Annotated in this window: 19 protein-coding genes and 2 riboswitches; of the genes, 14 read left to right on the forward strand and 5 right to left on the reverse strand. The window is 53.5% G+C overall.

Going from position 1 to position 22,330, the window contains the following annotated elements:
* Positions 1–237: 237 nt before the first annotated feature.
* A complete protein-coding gene (locus EJQ19_RS22200) occupies positions 238–798 on the reverse strand; it encodes a hypothetical protein (protein ID WP_126143433.1) in 561 nt (186 codons plus the stop codon).
* A 131-nt stretch (positions 799–929) separates the two neighbouring features.
* Between EJQ19_RS22200 and EJQ19_RS22205 the strand changes: the two genes are divergently transcribed.
* Together EJQ19_RS22205 and EJQ19_RS22210 are read left to right on the forward strand one after the other, a co-directional pair.
* Positions 930–2,198, forward strand: a complete 1,269-nt coding sequence (locus EJQ19_RS22205) for an MFS transporter (RefSeq protein WP_126143434.1) — start codon at positions 930–932, stop codon at positions 2,196–2,198.
* A 7-nt stretch (positions 2,199–2,205) separates the two neighbouring features.
* Positions 2,206–3,135 carry a Gfo/Idh/MocA family protein gene (locus EJQ19_RS22210; RefSeq protein WP_126143435.1) on the forward strand — a complete coding sequence of 310 codons (930 nt, stop codon included), beginning with the start codon at positions 2,206–2,208 and terminating at the stop codon, positions 3,133–3,135.
* 483 nt (positions 3,136–3,618) lie between these two features.
* Here EJQ19_RS22210 and gcvPB read toward each other — a convergent pair whose 3' ends face one another.
* From gcvPB to gcvT, 3 genes are read right to left on the reverse strand one after another with little or no spacing between them, the layout of a single operon-like run.
* The gene (gcvPB, locus tag EJQ19_RS22215) at positions 3,619–5,091 is read right to left on the reverse strand and encodes an aminomethyl-transferring glycine dehydrogenase subunit GcvPB (protein WP_126143436.1); all 1,473 of its coding nucleotides are present in this window, start codon (positions 5,089–5,091) and stop codon (positions 3,619–3,621) included.
* On the reverse strand, positions 5,088–6,452 hold the full coding sequence (gene gcvPA, locus EJQ19_RS22220) for an aminomethyl-transferring glycine dehydrogenase subunit GcvPA (RefSeq protein ID WP_126143437.1): 1,365 nt from the start codon (positions 6,450–6,452) through the stop codon (positions 5,088–5,090). The genes gcvPB and gcvPA overlap by 4 nt, the downstream gene beginning before the upstream one ends.
* A 33-nt stretch (positions 6,453–6,485) precedes the next feature.
* Positions 6,486–7,574 (reverse strand): glycine cleavage system aminomethyltransferase GcvT, encoded by a 1,089-nt coding sequence (gcvT, locus tag EJQ19_RS22225; protein WP_126143438.1) that lies wholly within the window; start codon positions 7,572–7,574, stop codon positions 6,486–6,488.
* A 93-nt stretch (positions 7,575–7,667) separates the two neighbouring features.
* A riboswitch (glycine riboswitch) is annotated at positions 7,668–7,774 on the reverse strand.
* A 3-nt stretch (positions 7,775–7,777) separates the two neighbouring features.
* Positions 7,778–7,874, reverse strand: a riboswitch (glycine riboswitch).
* Positions 7,875–8,048: 174 nt separating this feature from the next.
* Here gcvT and gcvH point away from each other — a divergent pair.
* The 5 genes from gcvH (at position 8,049) to EJQ19_RS22250 (ending at position 10,692) form a co-directional block, all read left to right on the forward strand.
* Positions 8,049–8,438: a glycine cleavage system protein GcvH gene (gene gcvH / locus EJQ19_RS22230; RefSeq protein WP_126143439.1), complete on the forward strand. Its 390-nt coding sequence runs from the start codon at positions 8,049–8,051 to the stop codon at positions 8,436–8,438.
* 18 nt (positions 8,439–8,456) lie between these two features.
* On the forward strand, positions 8,457–9,053 hold the full coding sequence (locus tag EJQ19_RS22235; protein ID WP_126143440.1) for a sulfite oxidase-like oxidoreductase: 597 nt from the start codon (positions 8,457–8,459) through the stop codon (positions 9,051–9,053).
* Positions 9,054–9,180: 127 nt separating this feature from the next.
* The gene (locus EJQ19_RS22240) at positions 9,181–9,885 is read left to right on the forward strand and encodes a class I SAM-dependent methyltransferase (RefSeq protein ID WP_241243040.1); all 705 of its coding nucleotides are present in this window, start codon (positions 9,181–9,183) and stop codon (positions 9,883–9,885) included.
* Positions 9,886–10,077: 192 nt separating this feature from the next.
* On the forward strand, positions 10,078–10,305 hold the full coding sequence (locus tag EJQ19_RS22245) for a spore germination protein (RefSeq protein ID WP_126143441.1): 228 nt from the start codon (positions 10,078–10,080) through the stop codon (positions 10,303–10,305).
* A 120-nt stretch (positions 10,306–10,425) separates the two neighbouring features.
* Positions 10,426–10,692, forward strand: a complete 267-nt coding sequence (locus tag EJQ19_RS22250; protein WP_126143442.1) for a hypothetical protein — start codon at positions 10,426–10,428, stop codon at positions 10,690–10,692.
* 56 nt (positions 10,693–10,748) lie between these two features.
* Here the strand turns inward: EJQ19_RS22250 and EJQ19_RS22255 are convergent, their stop codons facing one another.
* Complete coding sequence (locus EJQ19_RS22255) at positions 10,749–11,180, reverse strand: VOC family protein (RefSeq protein ID WP_126143443.1); 432 nt, start codon at positions 11,178–11,180, stop codon at positions 10,749–10,751.
* 230 nt (positions 11,181–11,410) lie between these two features.
* On the opposite strand from EJQ19_RS22255, the gene EJQ19_RS22260 reads away from it, so the two are divergent.
* The 7 genes from EJQ19_RS22260 to EJQ19_RS22290 all read left to right on the forward strand — a co-directional run.
* Positions 11,411–13,234, forward strand: a complete 1,824-nt coding sequence (locus EJQ19_RS22260) for a cache domain-containing sensor histidine kinase (protein WP_126143444.1) — start codon at positions 11,411–11,413, stop codon at positions 13,232–13,234.
* Positions 13,218–14,837, forward strand: a complete 1,620-nt coding sequence (locus EJQ19_RS22265; RefSeq protein ID WP_126143445.1) for a response regulator — start codon at positions 13,218–13,220, stop codon at positions 14,835–14,837. Before EJQ19_RS22260 ends, EJQ19_RS22265 begins: the two co-directional genes overlap by 17 nt.
* 386 nt (positions 14,838–15,223) lie before the next feature.
* A complete protein-coding gene (locus tag EJQ19_RS22270; protein ID WP_126143446.1) occupies positions 15,224–16,621 on the forward strand; it encodes an ABC transporter substrate-binding protein in 1,398 nt (465 codons plus the stop codon).
* Positions 16,622–16,706: 85 nt separating this feature from the next.
* Positions 16,707–17,603 (forward strand): carbohydrate ABC transporter permease, encoded by an 897-nt coding sequence (locus EJQ19_RS22275; RefSeq protein ID WP_126143447.1) that lies wholly within the window; start codon positions 16,707–16,709, stop codon positions 17,601–17,603.
* 15 nt (positions 17,604–17,618) lie between these two features.
* Complete coding sequence (locus tag EJQ19_RS22280) at positions 17,619–18,512, forward strand: carbohydrate ABC transporter permease (RefSeq protein WP_126143448.1); 894 nt, start codon at positions 17,619–17,621, stop codon at positions 18,510–18,512.
* Between the two features lie 11 nt (positions 18,513–18,523).
* Positions 18,524–20,611 carry a heparinase II/III domain-containing protein gene (locus tag EJQ19_RS22285; protein WP_164716670.1) on the forward strand — a complete coding sequence of 696 codons (2,088 nt, stop codon included), beginning with the start codon at positions 18,524–18,526 and terminating at the stop codon, positions 20,609–20,611.
* Between the two features lie 119 nt (positions 20,612–20,730).
* Positions 20,731–22,330: hypothetical protein (locus tag EJQ19_RS22290; RefSeq protein ID WP_164716671.1), on the forward strand; the 1,600-nt coding region annotated here is incomplete at its 3' end.

A 22,330-nucleotide genomic window follows, 5' to 3' on the forward strand; every position in this document is an offset into this window, starting at 1 on the left:
CTGGAAAACCTCCCGTTCATTTCACGGATTTTCGCAATTTACGCCACTTTTGCTTAAATAGACTGGAGAAATTCCAGTTCACACCGCGTTTGGTGCGGATTACGGCGAAATGAACGGGAGAAATTCCAGTTCATGTACTCATGTTGCTGCCACACAGGCAAGCAAAAACACCCGCTAGGACTCAGGAGTCGTTCACCTGGTTCATGCGGGTGTTTTTGTGCCTGTTTAGGCGCTTGGCTATGCGCCGATATGCTGCTGCCCGACGGCAGCCTGGCGTTTGACGGACGCCTGCATCAATTCCTGGAGGTCGGAGACGGAAATAAGCAGACGATTGATTTCGTTCGTCGTGTAGGACAACTGTTCGGTCCGCTGAGCTAGCTGCGGCAGGGAGATGCCGATCCAGTTCTTTTTGCGGGGGTGCAGCTGCAGATCGTATTTCAGCACGGTGATCGTCGCAGCCATCGGATCGGGCTTGATATACACATCCTGCATGACATCGGCGAGGTTGAAATACAACCGCCCGCGATTCCAGCGGAGGTAACCAGGCTCAACGAGCAGCACGAGAAAATCGGTATCGGAGCCGTTTTTATTTTCCATCGCGATCAGACGAACTTTGCCGTCCGTGCGATTGGCTTTCACAAAGTGGTCCGTCCGAATGTCCGGGAGGAACGGTACAATGGCGATCGGCAGCGCACTGGCGATATACAAATAAATGGTTGACTGATACACAAGAGAGAGTACAATGAAAATCACGAAGAGGAGAAAGCTGGCAAGTAGACCAAACATTTTTGGTTTCATAATAAGTAGGTGATCCCGCCTGACATGATAGATTAGGTAATCACTCCTATTTTACCATACGCGCCCTATAGGTTGTAAACTAGCAGATCGCGCTTTCCTAGCAAGTCCCACAATTGGAGGTTTCATGCATCATGAGCAAGATAGAACGTTTGCGCAACCCCCGAAAACCATCCTCCTACCGAAGCGGCATGCGCGTAGCGGTGCTCGAAGGCTTCCCGGCGGTTATTATTTTCCAACTGCTCGGCGGGCCTTTTTTGACGGGATACTTGCTGAATCTGGGCGCGACTTCGACGGAAATCGGTTTTGTGCTCGCCATCACGACCATCGTGAATATCGTGCAAATCGGTATGGCCGTCGTCATGCAAAAATTCACAAACCGCAAGCGCATGCTGCTGATCTTCGGCTCGTCGCATCGGATTCTTTGGGCATCCGTCGGGCTGATTCCCTTTCTTTTTCCCGAAAAAATGTGGGTCTTCATGTACATCGTCCTCTATACCGCCGCTCATCTGGGCAATGCCGCCGGAGGTGTCGTGTGGACGTCCATGATCAGCGATATGGTGCCTCGTGCGGTGCGTGGGCGCTATTTTGGACTGCGGAATACGATTCTGGGCGGCGTCAGCTCGCTTGCTTTGTTTATCGGCGGGCAAATTCTCGACAAGTTTCCAGGGGAGCAGGGCTTTCGCTATGTGTTCATGATCGTCGCCGTATGCGTCGTGCTCAACATGATCGCGTTCAGCCGTTACCCGAACCCGCCATTTGAACCTTCGTCAGAAGCGAACCCGATGGGGATGATCAGAAAGCCTTTGTTGGACCGGAGCTTTTTGAAAGCAATTGTCTTTCTCGCCGTCTTCCTGTTCGTGCAGGGGCTGGCGGTACCGCTTTTCTCGTATGTCATGCTGAAGCTCATGGGCATTTCCTACAGCATGGTCTCCTATATTACGGTTGTCCATACGCTGGTTATGATGGCGAGCTACTATGTGTGGGGCAATCTGAACGCGCGGCATTCGGCGCAGACGCTGCTGCTATGGTCCTTGCCGGTCATTGCGCTGGCGTGTTTGGTGTGGGGCGCGATTTCCTTCCTGCCGGCGGTGCTGATTTTGTTTACGGCCCATATTATTCTCGGCATCGGACTGGGCGGCTTTAACCAGATGGTCTTTGCATTTACGATTGGCGACACGCCGAAAAGCGAACGGCCGATGTACATTGCTACGTATTCCGCGATTACCGGCTTTGCGGCTTTCCTGGGGCCGGTTGCCGGCGGTAAAATTTATGAACTCATTAAGGATGCCCCGCTGTGGGTACAAATTTATGGTGTGTCTACATGTATTGGCGCGGTTTTGCTCATACTTGGGCTGTGGGTTGGACGTCAAGTGCTGGGGACACCGGTGAAGAGGAGCTGAGCATAGGATGGCGAAAAAAAGAATTGGTATCATCGGGCTTGGCGACATTGCCCAAAAAGTGTATCTACCGCTGCTCACGGTGGATGAAAGCGTGGAAGTGGCCGGTTTGATGAGCTATACGCCCGCTACCGTCGAACGGTTGAAGGCGAAGTACCGGATTCCGTTCGGTACGACCTCACTGGACGAGCTGCTGGCGCTAGGGCTGGACGCGGTTTTCGTCCATAGTCCGACGCCGACGCATTACGAGATTGCGATGCGCTGCATGGCGCGCGGGGTTGCCGTGTACATCGATAAGCCGTTATCGTACGACTGGAAAGAATCGGTTGAAATGGCTTCGTATGCCGAGCAAAAAGGGATTTTGCTGGCCGCCGGCTTTAACCGCCGATTTGCACCGCTGTATCAGGAAGCAAAGGCATGGGTCGCGCAGGCGGGCGGCTTCGACTGGTGTTCCGCCGTCAAGCATCGCGTCCGCCAGCAAGGACACAGCGCCAAAGAAACGGTCTATGACGATCTGATTCATATGCTGGATTTGCTTCTATGGCTTGGGGAAGAACCCTATGAGATTAAGACTTCGCATGAACATGTCGACGGCGAGGGCAGGCTGCTGCATGCATCGGGGACGCTCGGTTTCGGGGCCGGCGGCGCCATCGGGACGTATAGCATGGTCAGACTTGCAGGCGTCGATCTGGAAAAAGTCGAGCTGCACGGCAGCGGACGCTCCGTCGATGTGACAAATCTGGAGTCGGCCGTGTTCTATGAAAGGGGGAGCGAGCCTCGCCTGCGGGGATTCGGCAGTTGGAGTACGGTGCTGGAGCGTCGCGGCTTTGCCGGGGTTGTGCAGCACTTCATCGATAGTCTGGGTCGGCCGGAAGCCTGTACGATCCGCGCGGATCTGGTGCTGAGCTCGCATCAACTGGTGGAGCGGCTGGCGGAGTAGGGGGATTGGACGCGGTTTTGCACCTGCGGGCGGCAGGTGGAACAGTCGATCTGTTCATACTCTACAGGGAGATCGCCAAGAGATGAGCGTCGTATGATGCAGATCAGTTGTGAGGCGCTAAGCGCCGCATGATTGTGCAGCGATTGTGTGTGACGAACGTTGCGTAACGGTTGTGAGAGCGGCTATTCTACCTTAAAAGCGCTGGTTTCGAAAATAACGGATGCAGGAGCGCTTATTTGGTTGAAAAGAGCAGGTTTTGATGGGCATATAGCTAAATAAGCCATGTGGCAACCGTTACAGACAGAAAAGAAGCTATTTGAGGCAAATAAGCGCCATTGCAACCGTTAGCGAAGGGGGATGAGCTTGAGCTGCATCGTAACCAACTAGCATATAGAAACGGCAAGCGCACCCTAACGAATAAAGAAACACCCTCCACTTGCACCATTCCCATGAGAATGTGCGCAGATGGAGGGTGTTTTCATGTTAACCGCAGGAGCAGTTCAGCACCGGCTTGCGGGCCGCAAGCGCCTCATCCATCCGGGAGACGACCGTGGTGTAAGGGGCATTACGCACAAGTTCGGGATTTTCTTCGGCTTCCTTCGCAATCCCGATCATCGTGTCGATGAAGGCGTCGAGCGTCTGCTTGCTCTCGGTTTCCGTCGGCTCGATCATGATGCATTCCTCGACGCTGAGCGGGAAGTAGATCGTCGGCGGGTGATAGCCGAAGTCCAGCAGCCGTTTGGCGATGTCGAGCGTGCGGACGCCGTGCTTCTTTTGCCGGTTGCCGGAGAGCACGAATTCATGCTTGCAAAAGCGCGGATGCGGCACATCGTAGTAAGGCGTGAGCCGCGCCAACATGTAGTTGGCGTTCAGCACCGCGTACTCAGACACCTTGCGAAGGCCTTCCGGCCCGAGGGTACGGATATACGTGTAGGCGCGAACCAGAATGCCGAAGTTGCCGTAAAAAGCTTTCACCCGGCCGATCGAATGCGGAACCTGCGTATCCAAATAGAAGCTGCCGTCCTCGCGCTTGGCGATAAGCGGCGTCGGCAAAAACGGCATGAGCCGTTCCTTGACGCCGACCGGACCCGCGCCGGGACCGCCGCCGCCGTGCGGGGTGCTCATCGTTTTGTGCAGGTTGAGGTGCACGACGTCGAAGCCCATGTCGCCGGGCCGCGTGATGCCCATGATGGCATTGGCGTTCGCGCCGTCGTAGTAGAGCAGGCCGCCGGCTTCGTGAACGATGGCGGCGATTTCCATGATCTGTTCCTCGAACAGGCCCAGCGTGTTCGGGTTGGTCAGCATGAGCGCGGCAGTGTCGGGGCCGACGGCGCGGCGCAGCTCGTCGAGGTCGACGAGACCGCGCTCATTGGAGCGGATCGTGACCGTCTGGAAGCCCGCAACTGTGGCGCTTGCGGGGTTCGTGCCATGCGCCGAGTCCGGACAGATGACCTTGGTGCGTTTCTCGCCGCGGCTTTCGTGGTAGGCGCGGATCATCATGAGCCCAGTCCACTCTCCGTGCGCGCCGGCCGCCGGCTGCAGCGTGACGCGGTCCATGCCGGTAATCGCCTCAAGGTCGCGCTGCAAGTTGTACAGCAGCTCAAGCGCCCCTTGGATCGACGCCTCCGGCTGATACGGATGAATGTGCGCAAAGCCGGGGAAGCGGGCGACGTCTTCGTTGATTTTCGGATTATATTTCATCGTACAGGAGCCGAGCGGGTAAAAGCCGTTATCCACGCCGAAATTGCGGCGTGACAGCGCCGTGTAGTGGCGGATCACGTCGACTTCGTACACTTCGGGCAGCTCCGGTTCGCTTGTGCGGCGAAATTTGGCGGGCAGCAGCTCATCGAGATCTTGTTCCGGGACATCCGATTCCGGCAACGAATACGCGACGCGGCCGGGATGGCTCATTTCAAAAATGAGCGCTTTGCCGCTCAGGTTCGGTTGTTCACTCATAGAAGACCCTCCAATGCTTCGGCGAAGCCTTCGATGTCTTCGCGCGTTCTTTGCTCGGTTACGGCGATCAGCATGTGCCCGGCGTATTCGGGATAATCGCGGCCGAGATCGTAGCCGCCGATGAAGCCTTGCTCCAGGAGCCGGTTGTTCAGCTCCTCCGGATTGGCGCCGTCCGGCAGCTTGACGGCGAATTCGTTAAAGAAGCTGCCGCTGAAAGCTGGCTGCAGCTTGCCGGAGGCGGCGAGCCTGGCAGCCGCGTAGTGGGCTTTTTGGACGTTCAGCTTGCCGACGTCCTGAATGCCTTTTTTGCCCATCGTGGACAAGTACACCGATGCGCAAAGCGCGAGAAGCGCCTGGTTGGAGCAGATGTTCGACGTGGCTTTTTCACGTCGAATGTGCTGCTCCCGCGCTTGGAGCGTGAGCACGAAACCGCGCTTGCCGTCGCGGTCGACGGTTTGCCCCACGATGCGCCCCGGCATGCGGCGCATCCAGCTCTCGGCGACGGCGAAGTAGCCGCAGCTCGGGCCCCCCAGCGCAGCGGGGATGCCCAGCGGCTGGCAGTCGCCGACGACGATGTCGGCGCCGAGCTTGCCCGGCGCCTCGAGCAGCCCGAGCGTGAGCGGGTTCGCGCTCACGACCATCAGCGCGCCCGCGCCGTGCACGAGCGGCTCCACCGCCGCCAGATCTTCCAGACAGCCGAAGAAATTCGGCGACTGGACGATCACGGCGGCCGGCTCGCCGGCTGCGGCTTTCGCCGCGAGGTCGGCCAGATCGGTGACGCCCTCGGGCGTCACGGTGATCTCCACGACCTCGAGGTTCAGCCCGCGGGCGGTCGTGCGAAGCACGGCGCGCGCTTCCGGGTGCACCGCGCGCGAGACAAGCAAGCGGCTGCGCTTCGTAGCGCCGCTGGCGAGCGCGCCGGCCTCGGCGAGGGCCGTCGCGCCGTCGTACATCGAAGCGTTCGCCACGGCCATGCCGGTCAGCTCACAGATGTACGACTGAAACTCGAAAATCGCCTGCAGCTCCCCTTGGCTGATTTCCGGTTGATAAGGCGTGTACGCCGTGTAGAACTCCGAGCGCGAGATGACATGATTGATCACCACCGGCAGGTGATGATCGTAAATGCCTGCGCCCAGGAAGCAAGCATACTGGTGAAAATCCGCGTTGCGACCGGCCAGCTTCCGCATATAGCGCAGCAGCCCCTGTTCGTCCAGCGCAGGGGACACATCCAAAGTGCCTTGGAACCGAACAGCCTGCGGAATATCCTGAAACATCTCCTCGATGGACGAGATGCCGATGGTGTTCAGCATCTCCTGCTGATCCTGCTCGGTAACCGGTAAATAACGATGGGCATAAGACATGGCAGCCTATCTCCTTTCAAACCGACCTAGCGGCTACTTCTTTTTGTGAAAAGGGGTGGGTACGACGACGGCCTTCACTTGCACACCGCGGATTTCTACCGCGACTTCCGTGCCTGGGGCAGTGTACGCTGAATCGATCAGCGCGAGGCCGACATTGCGCTTGTACGTCGGCGACTGCGTGCCGGTCGTGATCTCGCCGATGGGCTTGTCGTCGGCATACACTTTATAGTGCGAGCGGGGGATGCCGCGCTCCTGCATTTCAATGCCGACGAGCTTGCGCGGCAGTCCTTTTTCTTTTTGCTCCAGGAGGGCGTCTCTGCCGATGAAATCCCCTTTTTTCAGCTTGACGAAAAAGCTGAGTCCCGCCTCCAGCGGCGTAATCTCCGCCGACAGCTCCTGCCCGTAGAGCGGCAGGCGGGCTTCAAAGCGCAGGGTATCGCGCGCACCCAGACCGGCGGGCAGCAGGCCGTGTTCCTCGCCGGCTTCCAGCAGCTTTTGCCACAACGGAATGGCGTCCTTGGCGCTCACGTACAATTCAAAACCGTCCTCGCCGGTGTAACCGGAGCGGGAGAGCAGTGTAAGGATGCCGGCGATGGAAACATTTTCAAGAAAATGAAAGGGAGAGAGCGTGCTCAGGGGGGCATCGGTTAACTTGGACAAAATCGGTTCCGCCATCGGACCTTGCAAAGCCAGTAAAGCCGTCTGGTCGGACATATTGGTCAGTTGGGCGCCGTCCGAAGCATGTTCTGTAAGCCAAGCCAGATCTTTCTCGATATTGGAGGCGTTTACCACGAGCATGTAGCGCGTGTCAGCCATTTTGTACACGAGCAAATCATCGACAACCCCGCCGCTCGGGTAGCACATGAGACTGTATTGGCACTGGCCGTCTGCTAACTTCGCAACATCGTTGGTCGTCAGCTTTTGCAGGAATTGCAGCGCGCCTGGTCCTTCCACCAGAATCTCGCCCATATGGGACACATCAAAAAGCCCCGCTTGCTGCCGAACGGCATCATGTTCTTTCTGAATCGAGCTGAACTGGACAGGCAGTTCCCAGCCGCCAAAATCAATCACTCTGCCACCGTGCTCCGCATAAATCGGGTAAAGCGGCGTTCGTTTCAGCATGTAGCTTCCTCACCTTCATCCGCATTTTGAAAAGCGCTCTTTTACAGGAATGCCAAAAAGAGCAAAAAGTATGCAGCCCAAACATACCTTTTGCTCTGTCCTATTTACCTGAGAGTTGCCTTGCGGCTCCAGATGCCGTCAAGTTTCCCCTTGGGTGTCCGACACCCCGCCTGTATGGCTGGGCTCGAAGCTCTCCAGAGTTGCGTCCGATACAGGTCCTTTTGCCTGAGAGATTCACCGGTGACGGTTTACTCCTTCGGCGCCGCGAGCGTGCGTTGCGGTCTCTCCCTATATCCTCATTCGCCTATATGTAATTATATTCATTATGTGCTTAGACTGGTGCAAAATGTCAATACAAAACTTTCGCAGGCTTTTGGGGGGACTTACAAGGCTTGCGCTTGACCTCCTTGACTTTGCTGTTCCGTCTAGATTAAGCTAGAAGCAAAATTTGTTAAAAAAGCGAGGCGTGGAACGATGAGTGACGTACAAGCTAATCTTTTATACACGAAAGAACATGAATGGGTAGATAAGCTGTCTGACACCTTAGTGCGTATCGGGATTACCGCATTTGCGCAGGATCAGCTGGGGGATATCGTGTTCGTCGAGCTTCCCAAAGTCGGGGCGGCTGTTACGGCCCACGAAAGCATTGGCAGCGTGGAATCGGTGAAAACCGTTTCGGACATTTTTTGCCCGGTATCTGGCAAGGTGACTGCGGTGAACAGCAGCTTGGAAGCTTCCCCGGAACTGGTCAACTCGTCCTCGTATGGGGAGGGCTGGATGGTCGAAGTGGAAATTTCCGGTCCGGATGCCCTGGAAGGCTTGCTCACTGCAGCGGAATACGCCGATTACACCGGGCAGGCCTAGGCAAGCGGAGGGCACGAGATGGAGAACGTACAAAACACCTCGCAGGCGCGTCGCGACCGCGTCCCGCCGGGACAAACGCTAACGCAGAACTGGCCTGTGCTGCATTACGGATCTGTTCCTTACTACAATGACATGAGCAAATGGGACTTGAAGGTGTTCGGCCTCGTGGAGGAACCGTACACGTTCACTTATAAGGAATTTATTTCGCTGCCTCGCCGGCAGTTCACGAATGACATTCACTGCGTGACCACATGGTCCAAACTGGATAATGAGTGGGAAGGCGTGGCGGTGTCTGAGATCATGAGCCGCGTGAAGCTGAAGCCGGAGGCGACGCACGTCATGCTGCACGCCGAGCATGGCTGGACGACGAATCTGCCGCTGGAGGATTTCCTCCGGGAGACGTCGTTCCTCGGCATCAAGCATAACGGCACGCTGCTTACGCCGGAACACGGCGCGCCGGTACGCATGGTCGTGCCGCATCTCTACTTTTGGAAAAGTGCGAAATGGCTGCGCGGCATCGAGTTTATGTCGAAGGATAAGCCGGGCTTTTGGGAGCGGAATGGGTATCATATGTACGGAGATCCGTTTAAAGAGCAGCGGTATGATTTTGATTAATAAGAACTGTCTGGAATAGACCGCGACCTTATTGGGGCGGTTTATTTCGTTTGCAGGATGAGGTGCCTCTGTTCATTGCGTCAGATTCTTATTCAGCAACAGCTTCTTAAGGGAGGAGAATTTCACTGTGACCGATCGAATTAAAATGATTCGGATGAGCGAAAAAGAGTACCATGATGATTGTTATGACAATCAGACGCTATTTGAAGCAGGTTCGTGGCTGCATAAACCGGTAAAAACAGTTTTGGATCAGTTTGAGGCGTTGGAGCCGGTGAGTGAAATGCGTGTGCTGGATCTGGGCTGTGGCGTTGGAAGAAATAGCATTCCTACTGCCCGGCACTTGCAGGCTTCGAATGGGAAGGTCGTCTGTGTTGATTTCCTTGACTCCGCGATTCATCATCTAAAGCGTTACAGTAAGGTATACGGTGTCGCTGAACAATTAGAGATGATCGTATCGGATATAAGCCAGTTCACGGTAATTCCAAATCATTATCAGTATATCTACGCGGTTTCAACACTCGAGCATTTGGATTCAATAGAAACGTTTGACCGCGTGATCGAGCGAATGAAAGCCGGGACTACAAATGGAGGCATTAACTGCTTCATTATTTCCTCAAATATTCAAGAAATCGAAGTTGAAACCGGAAATTTATTGGACCCCATGTTCGAACTTTTATTTGAAACGGACGAATTACTGCATAAGCTAGAAACCTTGTATAAAGGCTGGCAGGTGTTGAAGCAGACAGTCAAAGGGTATGAACTTGAAATTCAAAGAGCAGATAAACCGGTATTATTAAAAAGCGATGTTGTGACATGGTCGGTCAGAAAGTAACATAATCATGTAATCCTTAATTCAATCCGAAGCTTCACGATGTCAGCACCCTTTCATCTTTAGTTTCTTTATGCCAGCGAAAACCAATAAGCCTGTCAACGGTATGCAGAGAGATCCGACGAAATTGCAATGTGACCGATAGGCGACTCCGCACATACAATGGTTAAGGTTAGGAAGGGAGTGTTCCAGACAATGCCGGCAGTCATAAATGGCGGAATCAAGATTCTGAATGTAGCCTCAGGCTCCAATGTGCAGATCGGGGATACTTTCATTGTGAACTTAACCAGCTCAACCAAAATTTTTGCCGGGGCGAACTCCTTTTCACCTGGCGACAGCTTTGGGAGCGTGCAAAATGTACTTAACGGAAGCACAAATACGGTGGATCCGGATATTGTCGATACGCCAAGCACGAATATATAAGCTGGTCAAGAAGATTTCCACAAATTGGACGATGAAGGAAACGGACCCAACGGTCTTAAAGGATATTTCCCCTGCGAAAGGTATACGGGGTAAAATGCTACTTTTAGGGGATAGAGCAGCTTGAGTAAACAGAAGAGGCTTCAAATCTATTTAGAAAAAAGCCTATGGTGCTTGCCCGTGATCATTCTCATCTTGGGGGCGGTATCGGTTGTTAAAGAAAGCATCTGGTGGACATTAATTGGATTCTTCTTGTTTGCTGGAATCCTGGTCATCAGTATCCGTGCCTGGTTCGGGATGGGGCGTGAAGTTGAGCTTGAGCAAGAGGAGCTTGAAGCGGACGAAGAACGCGCTGACCTGGAAACCACACTGCTTCGTCAGTATTATTAATGAGCTTACCAACGTCTAGCAGCTAGACGTGGTAAGCTTTCTTTTTTTCTAAAAGCCTAGTTCATCGCAGCGCTTTCTGCGAAAATATGGAACGTTACGCCGAAGCGATCCGTCAACTGAGCGTAGCCAGGGCTGAAGAAGGTCTCCGAGAAAGGCAAGATAACGTTGCCGCCATCCTTCAACGCTTCATAGAACTGCTTGGCCTTGTCCAAGTCATTCGTTTGCAGACAGATGGTGACGTTGTTTCCAACCTGAACTGGTTGGCCAGGGAATGTATCGGAGAACATGAGCGTGGCCTCGCCAATCTGAATCATCGCGTGGTTAACGAGATTCTTTGCCTCCTCCGGAAGCTTGAAATCCGGATGCTCCGGTGCTTCTCCGAACGTTTGCAGCATCGCGACCTGCGCGCCAAGCGCTTTTTCATAGAAGCCGACAGCTTCTCTCGCATTTCCATTTAACACTAAATAGGGGGTCAGACGAATTGACATATTAAACATCTCCTTTAATTCTTCATTTTGTCAGGCAAAAAATGCCACTCCTTATTCTTACCATATTTCATCCAAAAAATAAAGAACATATGTTCCTGATTTTTGCCGCGAATAGAAAAACTTGCCCACATCCTTGAATTCTCCCCATGTTGAATTGCCTATGCCTCGTTTATAATAAAATAGGTAAACTCTACACTTTATTGGTTATGATGAAAGGTGATGTCTCGCCTATGAATAGATTCAAGATTTGGACGCGGCTCTCGCGTTATGTGCATTCGCTTTCCTTGAAGCGTCGCATCTGGTTTACGTTTGTGGTCTTGATAACGGTCGGCCTTATGGCGACCGGAAGCATTGCCTACTTGATCGCCTCCAAGGAAATTCAGCGCAACGCGCTGCAGACGAGCCAGGATACGGTAAACCAATCAGCCCAAATCGTCAACGAAAGGCTGAAAAATATCGGTATCGCCGTCCGGGCGCTGATGTTCAGCGACGCCTTCAAACAGCTGATGAAGGATGTCCAGAACGGGGACAAGTCCAGTTATTATAAGACGCTGACGTCTTTGCAGTACGTTTTTTCACAGGTCAAATTTAATGACTCCATGATCGAAAGCATTTTGATTGCGACGCCAATCGGTGATTTTTACCCGACGTCCAGCGTGCGCAATCAGGCCAATACGTTCTATGAGTCGGAGATGTATACGCAGTTTCAGCAGCTCAAGCGAGGCTTTTGGAGCAAAGGGCACGTTGACCCTTTCTTTACCGGTAACCAGCGCGTGATTTCCCTGATCGCAGAAGGCGTGAGCGATGATACGTATCTGCAGAATGAGGCTTCCAAAGTGTTTGTGGTCATCAATGTCAAGGAAGACGATCTTCGCGACTTGTTCATGGAGAATCTATCTGCGCCGAACAAGCGTTATTATTTTGTGGATTCGCGCGGTGAAGACGTGAACTATGCGAATTACGGCACGGATAAGGCGCTCATTCAACGCAAGGGATTCACCGACCAGATGACGGAGGACCGTACGGGCGCTTACTTTTTCAGAGATGAAGCAGGGAAAGATTACTTGGTCAATTATGCCCGACTGGACGTCAAGGACGATTGGATGATCATCGGCGTACAGGACAAAGCCGACCTCCTGGCGAAGCTGAACGGCATCAAACAGGTAACGACCTATGTGATTATCGGCTTTATCTTGGTATCTCTTTTTATCGCGAACAACCTTACGCTGCTGCTCTTAAAGCCGCTATTCCGGCTTCAAAAGCTGATGAAGCGCGTGGAAGAGAACGATTTGAATGTGCGCTTTGAAAGCGACTATCAGGATGAAGTTTCTCAGGTGGGTTTTCGGTTTAATCGCATGCTGGATGAGATCAAGCAGCTCATCGAGGATGTCAAGAACCGGGAAAGCGACAAGCGAAAAGCGGAGATCAAGGCGCTGTCGGCGCAGATGGATCCGCACTTTTTCTATAACACCCTAAATACGATCTACTGCAAGTCAGTGCTTGGCGAGAATGACGATGTGAATGAGATGATTTTGGCGCTCTCTACGATGTTTCAGCTTAGTTTGAGCGGGGGACGCGACCTGATTCCGTTAAGCGATGAGATGGACCATGTCCGCCAGTATTTGGCGATACAGCAAAAGTCGTATGAGCAGTTGTTTATTTGCCATATTACCGTTGAACCTGAGCTTGAAGCTTGTTTAGTTCCGAAAATCATGATTCAACCATTGGTAGAAAATAGCATTTTGCACGGGTTTAAAGACCGTAAATCCGGTGGTGAGATCCAGATCACCGTCAGCCGGGAAGGCGAGTGGCTGCGCATTGCGGCCGAGGATAACGGAGAAGGGCTGGTGCCTGAGAAGCTGCAGCAGTCGATCGCGTATCCGTCCAAGAAAAAGCATGGCTATGCGCTGCATAATATTTTTACGCGGTTGGGGCTTTATTATGGGACCCGGTTCCGGATGGAGATTACGAATAATGACGTCGGGGGAGCTCGGATCGAAATTTGGCTGCCGCGCTATGAAACGGAGGAAGATTTCCATGAGCCAGTCAGTTAGCTTATTTGTGGTGGATGATATTCGCAGTGTCGTCGAGATGATCGCAACGAAAATCTCGTGGCACGAGCATGGCATTCACATTGCTGGGACCGCGACAGACGGGGAAGAGGGTCTTCAACGAATCCTCGAGACGAAACCGGATCTGATTCTGACGGATATTCGCATGCCACGAATGGACGGCCTCGAAATGACCCGACGCATTGTGGAGGCGCTGCCTGCCAGCAAGGTTATGATCCTGAGTGCGTATACGGATTTTGATTATGCTCAAAAAGCCATTCAATATGGGGCGCTGGATTATGTGAAAAAGCCTTTTTCCATCGATCAGATTGTGCAGGCGGTCCTGAAAGCGAAAGAGGTGTGGGAGCAAGAAAACCGAAGCCGGAATGAACTGCTCGGACTGCAGAAAAAGATGAAAGAAAGCATGCCGGCCCTGCGTCAGGAATATTTGTCGCTGCTCGTCCATCACCAGACGAATGAGGCGGAGCTGGCGCGGCTTTCGGACTTTTTGGACATTCATGCGCTCATGCCGCCGTTCGTCGTAATGACGATTCAAGTGGACCAATTCACGGACAAATATGCAGAGGTGCCGCTGAAGGAACTGGAGCTCGTCCGGTTCTCCCTCCAAAATATCGTGGAGGAAACGATTGCCGCGCACACTACTTCGGTCGTTTTCCGCGAGTCGTATAACCGGTATATCTGTATCCTGCGAGGAGGAAGCGGCGAGGAGGCGATGGCAGTCGCGGACGCATGCTGTGAAAATATTGCCCGGCATACGAAATTTACGATTTCGATTGGGCTTGGCGCGTGCGTAGACACGGTACGAGAGCTGCCTAAGAGCTATCAGCAGTCGCTTCATGCGCTTTCGTATCATTTCTACACAGGCGGAAACGGAGCGTTCAGCTACAGCAGGGAAGCCGCCGAGCATCCGGTGGAGTGGATCTATACGGAGGACAGCGAGAATGAATTTCTGTTTGCGTTCCGCTCCGGCAACCGGGATAGCTGCGTGGCCTGGGCGGAGAGCATCTTTGCGGAAATCGCCAAGGTGTCCGTGCTTCCGGACCCGGGGAGCGTCGAGCGACTGTTGGAGGGTCTCGTCCTGCGCATGCTCCGCGTGCTGACGGAGAAGTTCCCGCGTGCCAGCCTGGCGGTTTTCGAGGCGAAGCAGCAGGAGATCCGGGAGCATGCCGCCGATTTGCAGGCGTATCAGGCTTGGTTCATCGGGCTGTGCGAGATCGGCTGCGCCATGATTCATCAGGAGCGGGCGAGCGAGTCGCAGCGCATCATTCACCGTTCAGCCGAGTATATTAAAGCCAACTTGGGCAGCGAGCTGACGCTGGAGCACTGTGCGAAGCAGGTCAATTTGAGCTGGGGCTACTACTCGAACTTGTTCAAAAAAGTGACCGGGACGACGTTCCAGCAATTCGTCACCCAAGCGCGGATCGACCGCGCGAAAACGATGCTGATCGAGGATTACCAAGTGCAGGAGATCGCGCAGCAGCTTGGCTATGAGCACCGCCGGTATTTTAGCGAGGTGTTCAAGAAGCAGACGGGCCTCACGCCGACGGAATTTAAAGAGATGTCGCTTGGTAAGACCGGGAAGTGAGGTCTTGCCTGTTTTTTAGTTCGTTGAAAGAGGTGGGGCACGAGAACCTGCAAAAAGTACATCAAATTTCCGTAAAAAGGGAATTTGATGGAGTGATCCTGCATTTTGTACATCAAAATGTACTATGATGGCCCCAAATTACGTCTTTTTGGGCGAAATCATTGAATTTACATGTACTTTTTGCAGGATTACGCTGAATTTCAGCCAAATTCTGCGAATTAGATGTACATTATGCAGGTTGGGCGGAGCGAGGGACACAGAGGGCAGCATTTCCCACATCTCATAGAAATTCCTGCCCTTGAACAAGAACTCGCCTCATTATCGGGAGACGTGAATTCTTTTACTATTAGAAGTGTAAGGCAGAGACAAAAGGGAGGATTCACCACATGAAAAGAACCTTAGGGATGGTCACATTAAGCGCCCTGCTAGTGGGCAGTTTGGCAGCATGCAGCAGCAGCTCGGACACAGGCAGCACCTCTACAGCGCCAGCAAAAGCATCCGATAAACCGGCATCATCCGCAGCGCCCGTGAAAAAAGACAAAACCAAGCTTAGCTACTGGACGGGCGACCGCCATGATATGGACTACATCAAAGAAGTGGTGCAGAAGTTCAACGAGACGAACACCGACAATATTGAGGTCGAGATGGTCGTCAAAACGGAGGACTTCAACCAAGCGATCGATCTTGCCTTCGCTTCGGGACAAGCGCCGGACGTGATCCGCGTTAAAGAAAACACCATTCAGCCTTTCGTACAAAAAGGCTACCTGAAGCCGATCGACGCCTATCTGGATGATGCGATGAAAAAGAAATTCCCGATCATTGACGACTTCAACCGCCTCGACGGCAAAATCTATAGCTTACCGAACTACGGCTCCACGTTGCGTCTCGTGTACAACAAGGACCTGTTCGCCAAAGCCGGCATCGCTGCTCCACCGAAGACACTCGCGGAAATGGTTGAGGACGCGAAGAAAATTACCGCAGTCGGCAAAGCATCCGGCTCCTACGGCTTCGCGCTGAACTTCAAAAGCCCGGAAAGCGCGCTTGGACGCTCGGCACGGGTCATTGCGGAAGCAAGCGGCTACGGCGGCTACGGCTTCGATTTCAAAACCGCAAAATTTGATTTCGCAGGTTATAAACCTGTGATCCAAGCATTCAAGCAAATGCTGGACGATGGCAGTACCCTCCCGGGTATGGAGTCCCTCGATATCGACCCACTGCGCGCGCAATTTGCGGAAGGCAAGATCGGCATGTACATTTCCTACTCCGCGGAGCCAGGAGTGTATGCGAATCAGTTCCCGGCCAAAATCGACTGGGCAGCAGCGCCTGTGCCGACATTTGACGGCACGGTAAAGGGAGCAACGTCATTCGTAGGCGGCCAGTGGCTATCCATTAGCAATACAACGAAAAATGCCGATGCGGCTTGGAAATTCATGAACTACATGTACCAAGATAACGTGCTCAAAACGTATCATGAGAAAGGCTTCGGTCTCTCCATGGTGCCATCCATCTCCGCCGTTGCGGCAAAACCAAACATCAAAGGCATCGATGGCTTCCTGCCGGTTGGCAAAGACGGTACATGGCCGCTTCAGCCGACAGTTACGGTAGAAGGCATGAAATATAGCGATGCGTTCTTCAAGTACATGATTTCCGGAGGCAATCTGGATCAATTGGTCGACGAATTGAACAAACGCTATAACGATGCGCTTGACAAAGCAGTCGCTAAAGGCAGCGTGAAAGTAACGCCGAATCCGAATTTTGACCCGATGAAATTAATGGCGAAATAGGTTGCCGTACTAGACATAGCGTGTGAAGGAGGCGAGAGTAGAGAGCGGATCTCTACTCTCCTTCTCTAACGGGGAGGGAACAAGAATGCAGAGGACACGACAGATCGGGTTTTCCTATCTATTTTTATTGCCGAGCTTTGTGCTCACGATGGTGCTGGGCGTTTATCCGATTGCGTGGGCCATTCGGTATATGTTTTATGATTACAGAGGCTTCGGTGAGCCAGCCTTTATTGGGCTAGACAATTTCCGTCGGCTTGCGGAAGATTCCCAGTATTGGCATTCCGTCGTCAATACGTTCATTTATGCCGGAGGCAAGTTGATCATTACGATTCCTTTATGCTTGCTGCTTGCAGTAATTCTGAATACCAAGCTGCGCGGGCGCAACTTTTTAAGGGCTGTATATTTCATGCCGACGATCATTAGCTCAGCGGTCATGGCGGTCGTCTTTTTCATTATTTTTAACTCGTACAATGGGATTCTCAATCAATATTTGCTGAAGCTGCACATCATTTCGAAAAGCATTGACTGGCTTGGGCCCAAGCATGCTATGCTGACGGTCATCATTATCGCGGTATGGGGCGCTGTTGGGAATTACATGCTCCTGTTCCTGGCCGGTCTTCAAAATATTCCGCAAGACGTTTACGAAAGCTCGTCTCTCGACGGTGCGAATAAATGGCAGCAGTTTTGGTATTTGACTGTGCCGATGCTGGGACCTGTGCTGCAAATCGTCATTATGCTGGCGATCATCAACTCGCTGAAGGGCTACGAAAGCATCATGGTGCTGACGGAAGGCGGCCCAGTTGGCAAAACGGAAGTCATGTACCTGTATGTTTACAAGCTTTTCTTCCCGACACCATCCGGCAGCGCAGTGGATCAACAGTTCGGTTATGGAAGCGCCGTAGGCTTTACAACCGCAGTTATCGTCGGTATTATCACGCTGGCGTATCATGCGATGTCGCGTCGCTTGAACAAATTGCAATAAGGAAGGAGCTTCGCAATGGAAGCCACAACAGAACGTGTTGCTGCAGCAGGGGAAAGGCGAAGAACCTCGTCGATCTCACTTGGAAAAATAGGCGGAAGAGCGCTGCTCTGGATCTTTTTGCTCGTGACCGCGATTCTCATCGCCTTCCCGGTCGTGGTGACCTTTTTAAGCTCGCTGATGTCCAATCTCGAAATCACCAAGGGGGGCAAGTTTTTCCCTTCAACCTTGCATTTCGAAAACTATAAAGAAGCATGGGTACAGGCGAATTTTGCCCGCTTTACTTGGAACAGTATATTTCTCAGCACAACGTCGACCATCGGAACGTTGATTGTCGCATCGATGGCGGCTTATGTCGTAGATCGGATGAAATTTCCCGGGAAATCGATTTATGTGGCGATTCAAGCCTCGACCATGTTTATTTCGATCGGTGCTGTCGTGATTCGGCCGCAGTTTGAGTTGATGGTTAAGCTGCACATGCACACGAATTTATGGGGCGTTGCCCTGATTCAAATTGCCGGCCATGCGTATATTTTCTTTATTCTTCTCAGCTTTCTGCAAGGCATTTCCCGTGAGCTGGACGAGGCGGCCCGCATTGACGGCTGCTCGAATGGCGGTATTTTTTGGCGCATCATTTTGCCGCTGATGAGGCCAGGCCTTGGCGTCGGGGCGCTGTTTACCTTCTGCGGTGCGTGGAACGAATATTTGCGGCCGCTTGTCTTTACGATGACGAATCCCAAACTGCAGACGCTGACAGTAGGCTTGTCCTATCTGCGTTATGGCGCTTCGGCGGCCGTTCAGACGCACTATATGCTGGCTGGCGCATGCTTGTCGATTTTGCCGCTGCTGGTGGCCTACATGATTGCGAACAAATCGTTCATGCAGATGACAGCAGGTTCATTGAAAGGCTAGGGGAAACAGGTATGCATAAAAAACGTTTGGAGCAATTCCGGCTGAACTTCAGTTCGCCGGTTTTTCTTGCTGCTGCGCAGCAATTAAAGCGGGATGCGGCTGAAGCGGCCCGTATTACTTATGAGATTCACGCCGTGGAACGGGGCCAGTGGACGCATTATTATCATTGCTCGGATGACGGAACCCGGCTATCGTTCCGATGGGAGAAGCCTTTTGCCCATGCTTGCCCGACTTGCGGTAAGGTGTACACCGGCGAGCCTTACGATGCGGCTTGGACATCGATTGTGCACGTCGAGATCGGAAAAGCGGTGGCTCAACTGGGGCTGCTGTATATCGCTAACCCAGAGCGCGAGATTTTGCAATGGATAAAAATCAAGCTGACGACTTATGCCGATCACTATGAAACGTATGCGATACACGGAGATATTCCATACAATGGGCCGGGTCGCTTGTTTGCGCAAACACTGGACGAAGCCCATTGGATTACCGATCTTGCCCTTGGCTTTGCCGTGATTCAGGAGCACCTCACGCAAAAGGAGGCGCGGCATATCCGGCAAGGGCTGCTGGAGCCGTGCGCGCGCTTTTTGATCGCATATAAAGAGGAGCAAATCCACAATCATGCCGTTTTGATCACATCGGCGATTGGGATGCTGGGCATTTTGCTAGAGAACGAGGAGATCATTCTTGCTGGATTGGATGGCGCGTATGGGTTGTTGGATCAATTGAATCGGGGCATTTTGGAGGATGGCTTATGGTATGAGGGGAATGTACAGTACCATTTCTATGCCTTTCAATCCCTCCTGCATTTCGCCATGGTGGCGGAGGGGACGCCATGGGACATTTGGCCGAATCCGGCGGTGAAAGCGATGTTCGATTATCCGCCTCACCTGCTCCTGCCCAGTGGCGCGATGCCGACGCTTAACGATACGGGACCGCACAGCCACATCGGCACCTATGCGCCTAATTATGAGATTGCGTACGCCATTTACGGCGATGAGCTGTATCGAAACTATTTGCTGACGGCGTATGCTCTGACGGGTGCGGTGAAGGCGAAGGCGTGGGCGACGAGAGATTCCATGTATGCCCTCATGTACGGGCAGAATTTGAGCAGTGGGCAGAATGCGGAGGGAAGCGTTGATCTGATTGCCGAGATGCAGACAACCCAGTCGTTCATAGGGAGCGGTCTGACCAAAATGGCGAACAACGACGGCTGGCACGTGCTCATCAAGCATAGTCGGTTCGGGGGCGAGCACGATCATATGGATCGGCTCGGACTTTCGATCGTTTGCGGAGAAACGCCGCTGCTTATCGATCCGGGCACGACGGCCTACGGCATCCCCACGCATTACGGCTGGTTCAAGCATACGCTCGCGCACAACACCGTCAGCATCGCAGGCAAGGATCAGCCGCCACGGGACGGCGAGCTTATTCAGCTTCGCACAGAGCCGTGGGGAGACTGGGTGGAATCTGCCGTGGACTGGTGCGGCGATGATTATCGGATGAAAGGGCGCATCATCCTGCCGGAGGAGCTGAAGTCGTGGAGCCAGGAAGCTTACGAAGGCGTGCGGATAAGGCGGATTTCGCTATTGGCGGATACGCATTTACTGGACGTGGTAGAGGTGCAGGTACCTTCGCTCCGCGAGGTGATTCTTGCGAATCATTTTAGCGGGATGCTTGTGGACGACGAGGGCTGGGAGACGACAACCGTGGCGATTGGCGAGCGGGATCAGCAATGGCTGAAAGAGAAGCGCAGGTTAGCGGGGCGTAACGGGAACTTGCTTTTTGCTATGGCCGAAGGGTACTTGCAGCAGCTAAGTTGGTGCTCCGAGACTTCGGAGGTGATCTCCGCTTTGACGCCGGATAATCCGCCGAGTACATCTCGCACCTCGCTGTTTGAGCGGGTGATGGCTTCGGATCGCGTATGGTTTGTTCAGGCGCTTCGCTATGATCGGAATGAGCTGATTGCTGAAGGGATATTGACCGTTGAGTGCGAAGCGGATCGCGTGTGGCGAATCTCGGTTGATCTGCCGGATGGGAAGGCGTTATACCGCTTGGATTGGCGTGGGGAGAAAGCGGCGTTAACGCGGATTCAGGTGTAAGCAAAGGGTTATTTTGTCAGATTGCACCTATAAAATGACAGGAAATACCCCTAACATTATGGAGGCCATTTTTTATAATTAAACATAGAAGAATAGGATTGGTCAGAGGTGAGGGGAAATTGGTAAAACGGTTGTCGTTTCTCAGTTTATGGTCTATCAACGATGAGCTGCGTCTAGAGCAGTTAAAAGATCAGCTCGACGAACTGAAGGATGCGGGGCTATCCGGCGTTATTTTTCATCCGCGTTATTATCCGAATGTCCCGGTATATATGAGTGGGGAGTATCTTGCCATTCTCTCGGAGCTTATTCTTTATGCGAAAGAAACGGGCATGGCGTTCTGGATCTATGATGAAAATGGGTGGCCCTCGGGCACGGCTAGCGGGGAAGTGATGCGAAGGCTGCCGGATTCGATCTGCAAGTCGATGGCATGGGATTCGGAAAAAGAGCGCATTGTTTTTAGTGAAAAATCCGCGGTCTCTTCGTTGGATCCACAGGCGGTGGCCGCGTTTATCGACATTACGCATGAAGGTTACCGGAAAGGGCTGAACCCGGAGGCTTTTGCCTATGTGACGGGTTTTTTCAGCGACGAAGTCGCTTTCTTGGATGGACATGGCCTGACCGTGCTGACGGGCGGACTCCCCTGGGATGACCGTTTTCCTGCGCGTTATCGGGAGAAGTACGGCGAAGAGATGGAGGCGTGTTTGCCCCTTTTGTTTAAGGACGGCGAAGATGATGGGGAATTCCGGGTTCGTTACTGGGAGATGTTGACGGATACGTTGGTGTCCGACTTCTATCAACCGATCGCGGCATGGTGCGAAGCGCATGGCAAAAAGTTCACGGCGCATTTGAAAGCGGAGGAAAGTCCTTATTTTCAGTTGTCCTATAGCGGATCGGCCTTTCAAATGCTAAAAGTGGTGGAAACCCCTGCGGTCGATGCCTTGGAGCGGTTCCCAGGGAACAATTATTATCCGCGGATTGCTCACTCGATCGCGATGCAGCAGGGCCGAGACACCGTATTGGTCGAAGCGATGGGCGGCAGCGGCTGGGGCGTTTCGCCGCAGTCGTTCACGGATTATGTGCTATGGCTGGCGGGGCACGGCATAGATACTTTCGCCTTTCATTTAAATCAACTCAAGCTGACGACGCAAGCGGTAAAGGACTGGCCGCCATCCATGCCGAGTCATGTAGCGTGGAAGGCGGCGTTCCCGGCGCTGCTGGCCGACCTGCAAGCGAAGGCGGCGCAGCTGCCGGATCTGACCGGTGAGCCGGATGTGCTCATCGTAGCGCCGACGCGTGGGATTATGGCAGGCTTTCGGCCGGACCGGGCAATGCAAATGAACGAGCACGACGGTTCAAACGTGCCGGACGATGCGGCAGGGAAGCTGGATGTGAGCTTCCTGGCGCTTGTGGAAGCCTGCCACGCGGCTGGGCTTCATTATGAATTGTCCGAGGAGCGGGTGGTCGAGGAGGACGGGGTGGTGCAGGACGGCCGGCTGTGGATCGGCCGGCGGGGGTACAGCTGCGTGCTGATTGCGGATGGCTGCCTCTGGCGGGAGCCGGCGTTCGAGACGCGGCTCGCTGAGGCTGGCGTGGCGGTGTGCCATGGGGTAGAGGCGCTGCCGGTGCGTGCAGCGTCAGCAGTGGAGTCGGTGACTGCCGCAGCTGTGCGGCAGTCGCCGTGGCAGGCGCAGGCCCCTGCGCGGAATCAGCTCCTGGTGG

The organism is Paenibacillus whitsoniae, from assembly GCF_003955665.1.
In the GTDB taxonomy this organism is placed as follows: Bacteria; Bacillota; Bacilli; order Paenibacillales; family NBRC-103111; genus Paenibacillus_E; species Paenibacillus_E whitsoniae.

Coding starts and splice junctions, on each gene's coding strand:
- EJQ19_RS22200 (WP_126143433.1), bottom strand. CDS start 798: ATGAAACCAAAAATGTTTGGTCTACTTGCCAGCTTTCTCCTCTTCGTG.
- EJQ19_RS22205 (WP_126143434.1), top strand. CDS start 930: ATGAGCAAGATAGAACGTTTGCGCAACCCCCGAAAACCATCCTCCTAC.
- EJQ19_RS22210 (WP_126143435.1), top strand. CDS start 2,206: ATGGCGAAAAAAAGAATTGGTATCATCGGGCTTGGCGACATTGCCCAA.
- gcvPB (WP_126143436.1), bottom strand. CDS start 5,091: ATGAGTGAACAACCGAACCTGAGCGGCAAAGCGCTCATTTTTGAAATG.
- gcvPA (WP_126143437.1), bottom strand. CDS start 6,452: ATGTCTTATGCCCATCGTTATTTACCGGTTACCGAGCAGGATCAGCAG.
- gcvT (WP_126143438.1), bottom strand. CDS start 7,574: ATGCTGAAACGAACGCCGCTTTACCCGATTTATGCGGAGCACGGTGGC.
- gcvH (WP_126143439.1), top strand. CDS start 8,049: ATGAGTGACGTACAAGCTAATCTTTTATACACGAAAGAACATGAATGG.
- EJQ19_RS22235 (WP_126143440.1), top strand. CDS start 8,457: ATGGAGAACGTACAAAACACCTCGCAGGCGCGTCGCGACCGCGTCCCG.
- EJQ19_RS22245 (WP_126143441.1), top strand. CDS start 10,078: ATGCCGGCAGTCATAAATGGCGGAATCAAGATTCTGAATGTAGCCTCA.
- EJQ19_RS22255 (WP_126143443.1), bottom strand. CDS start 11,180: ATGTCAATTCGTCTGACCCCCTATTTAGTGTTAAATGGAAATGCGAGA.
- EJQ19_RS22260 (WP_126143444.1), top strand. CDS start 11,411: ATGAATAGATTCAAGATTTGGACGCGGCTCTCGCGTTATGTGCATTCG.
- EJQ19_RS22265 (WP_126143445.1), top strand. CDS start 13,218: ATGAGCCAGTCAGTTAGCTTATTTGTGGTGGATGATATTCGCAGTGTC.
- EJQ19_RS22270 (WP_126143446.1), top strand. CDS start 15,224: ATGAAAAGAACCTTAGGGATGGTCACATTAAGCGCCCTGCTAGTGGGC.
- EJQ19_RS22275 (WP_126143447.1), top strand. CDS start 16,707: ATGCAGAGGACACGACAGATCGGGTTTTCCTATCTATTTTTATTGCCG.
- EJQ19_RS22280 (WP_126143448.1), top strand. CDS start 17,619: ATGGAAGCCACAACAGAACGTGTTGCTGCAGCAGGGGAAAGGCGAAGA.
- EJQ19_RS22285 (WP_164716670.1), top strand. CDS start 18,524: ATGCATAAAAAACGTTTGGAGCAATTCCGGCTGAACTTCAGTTCGCCG.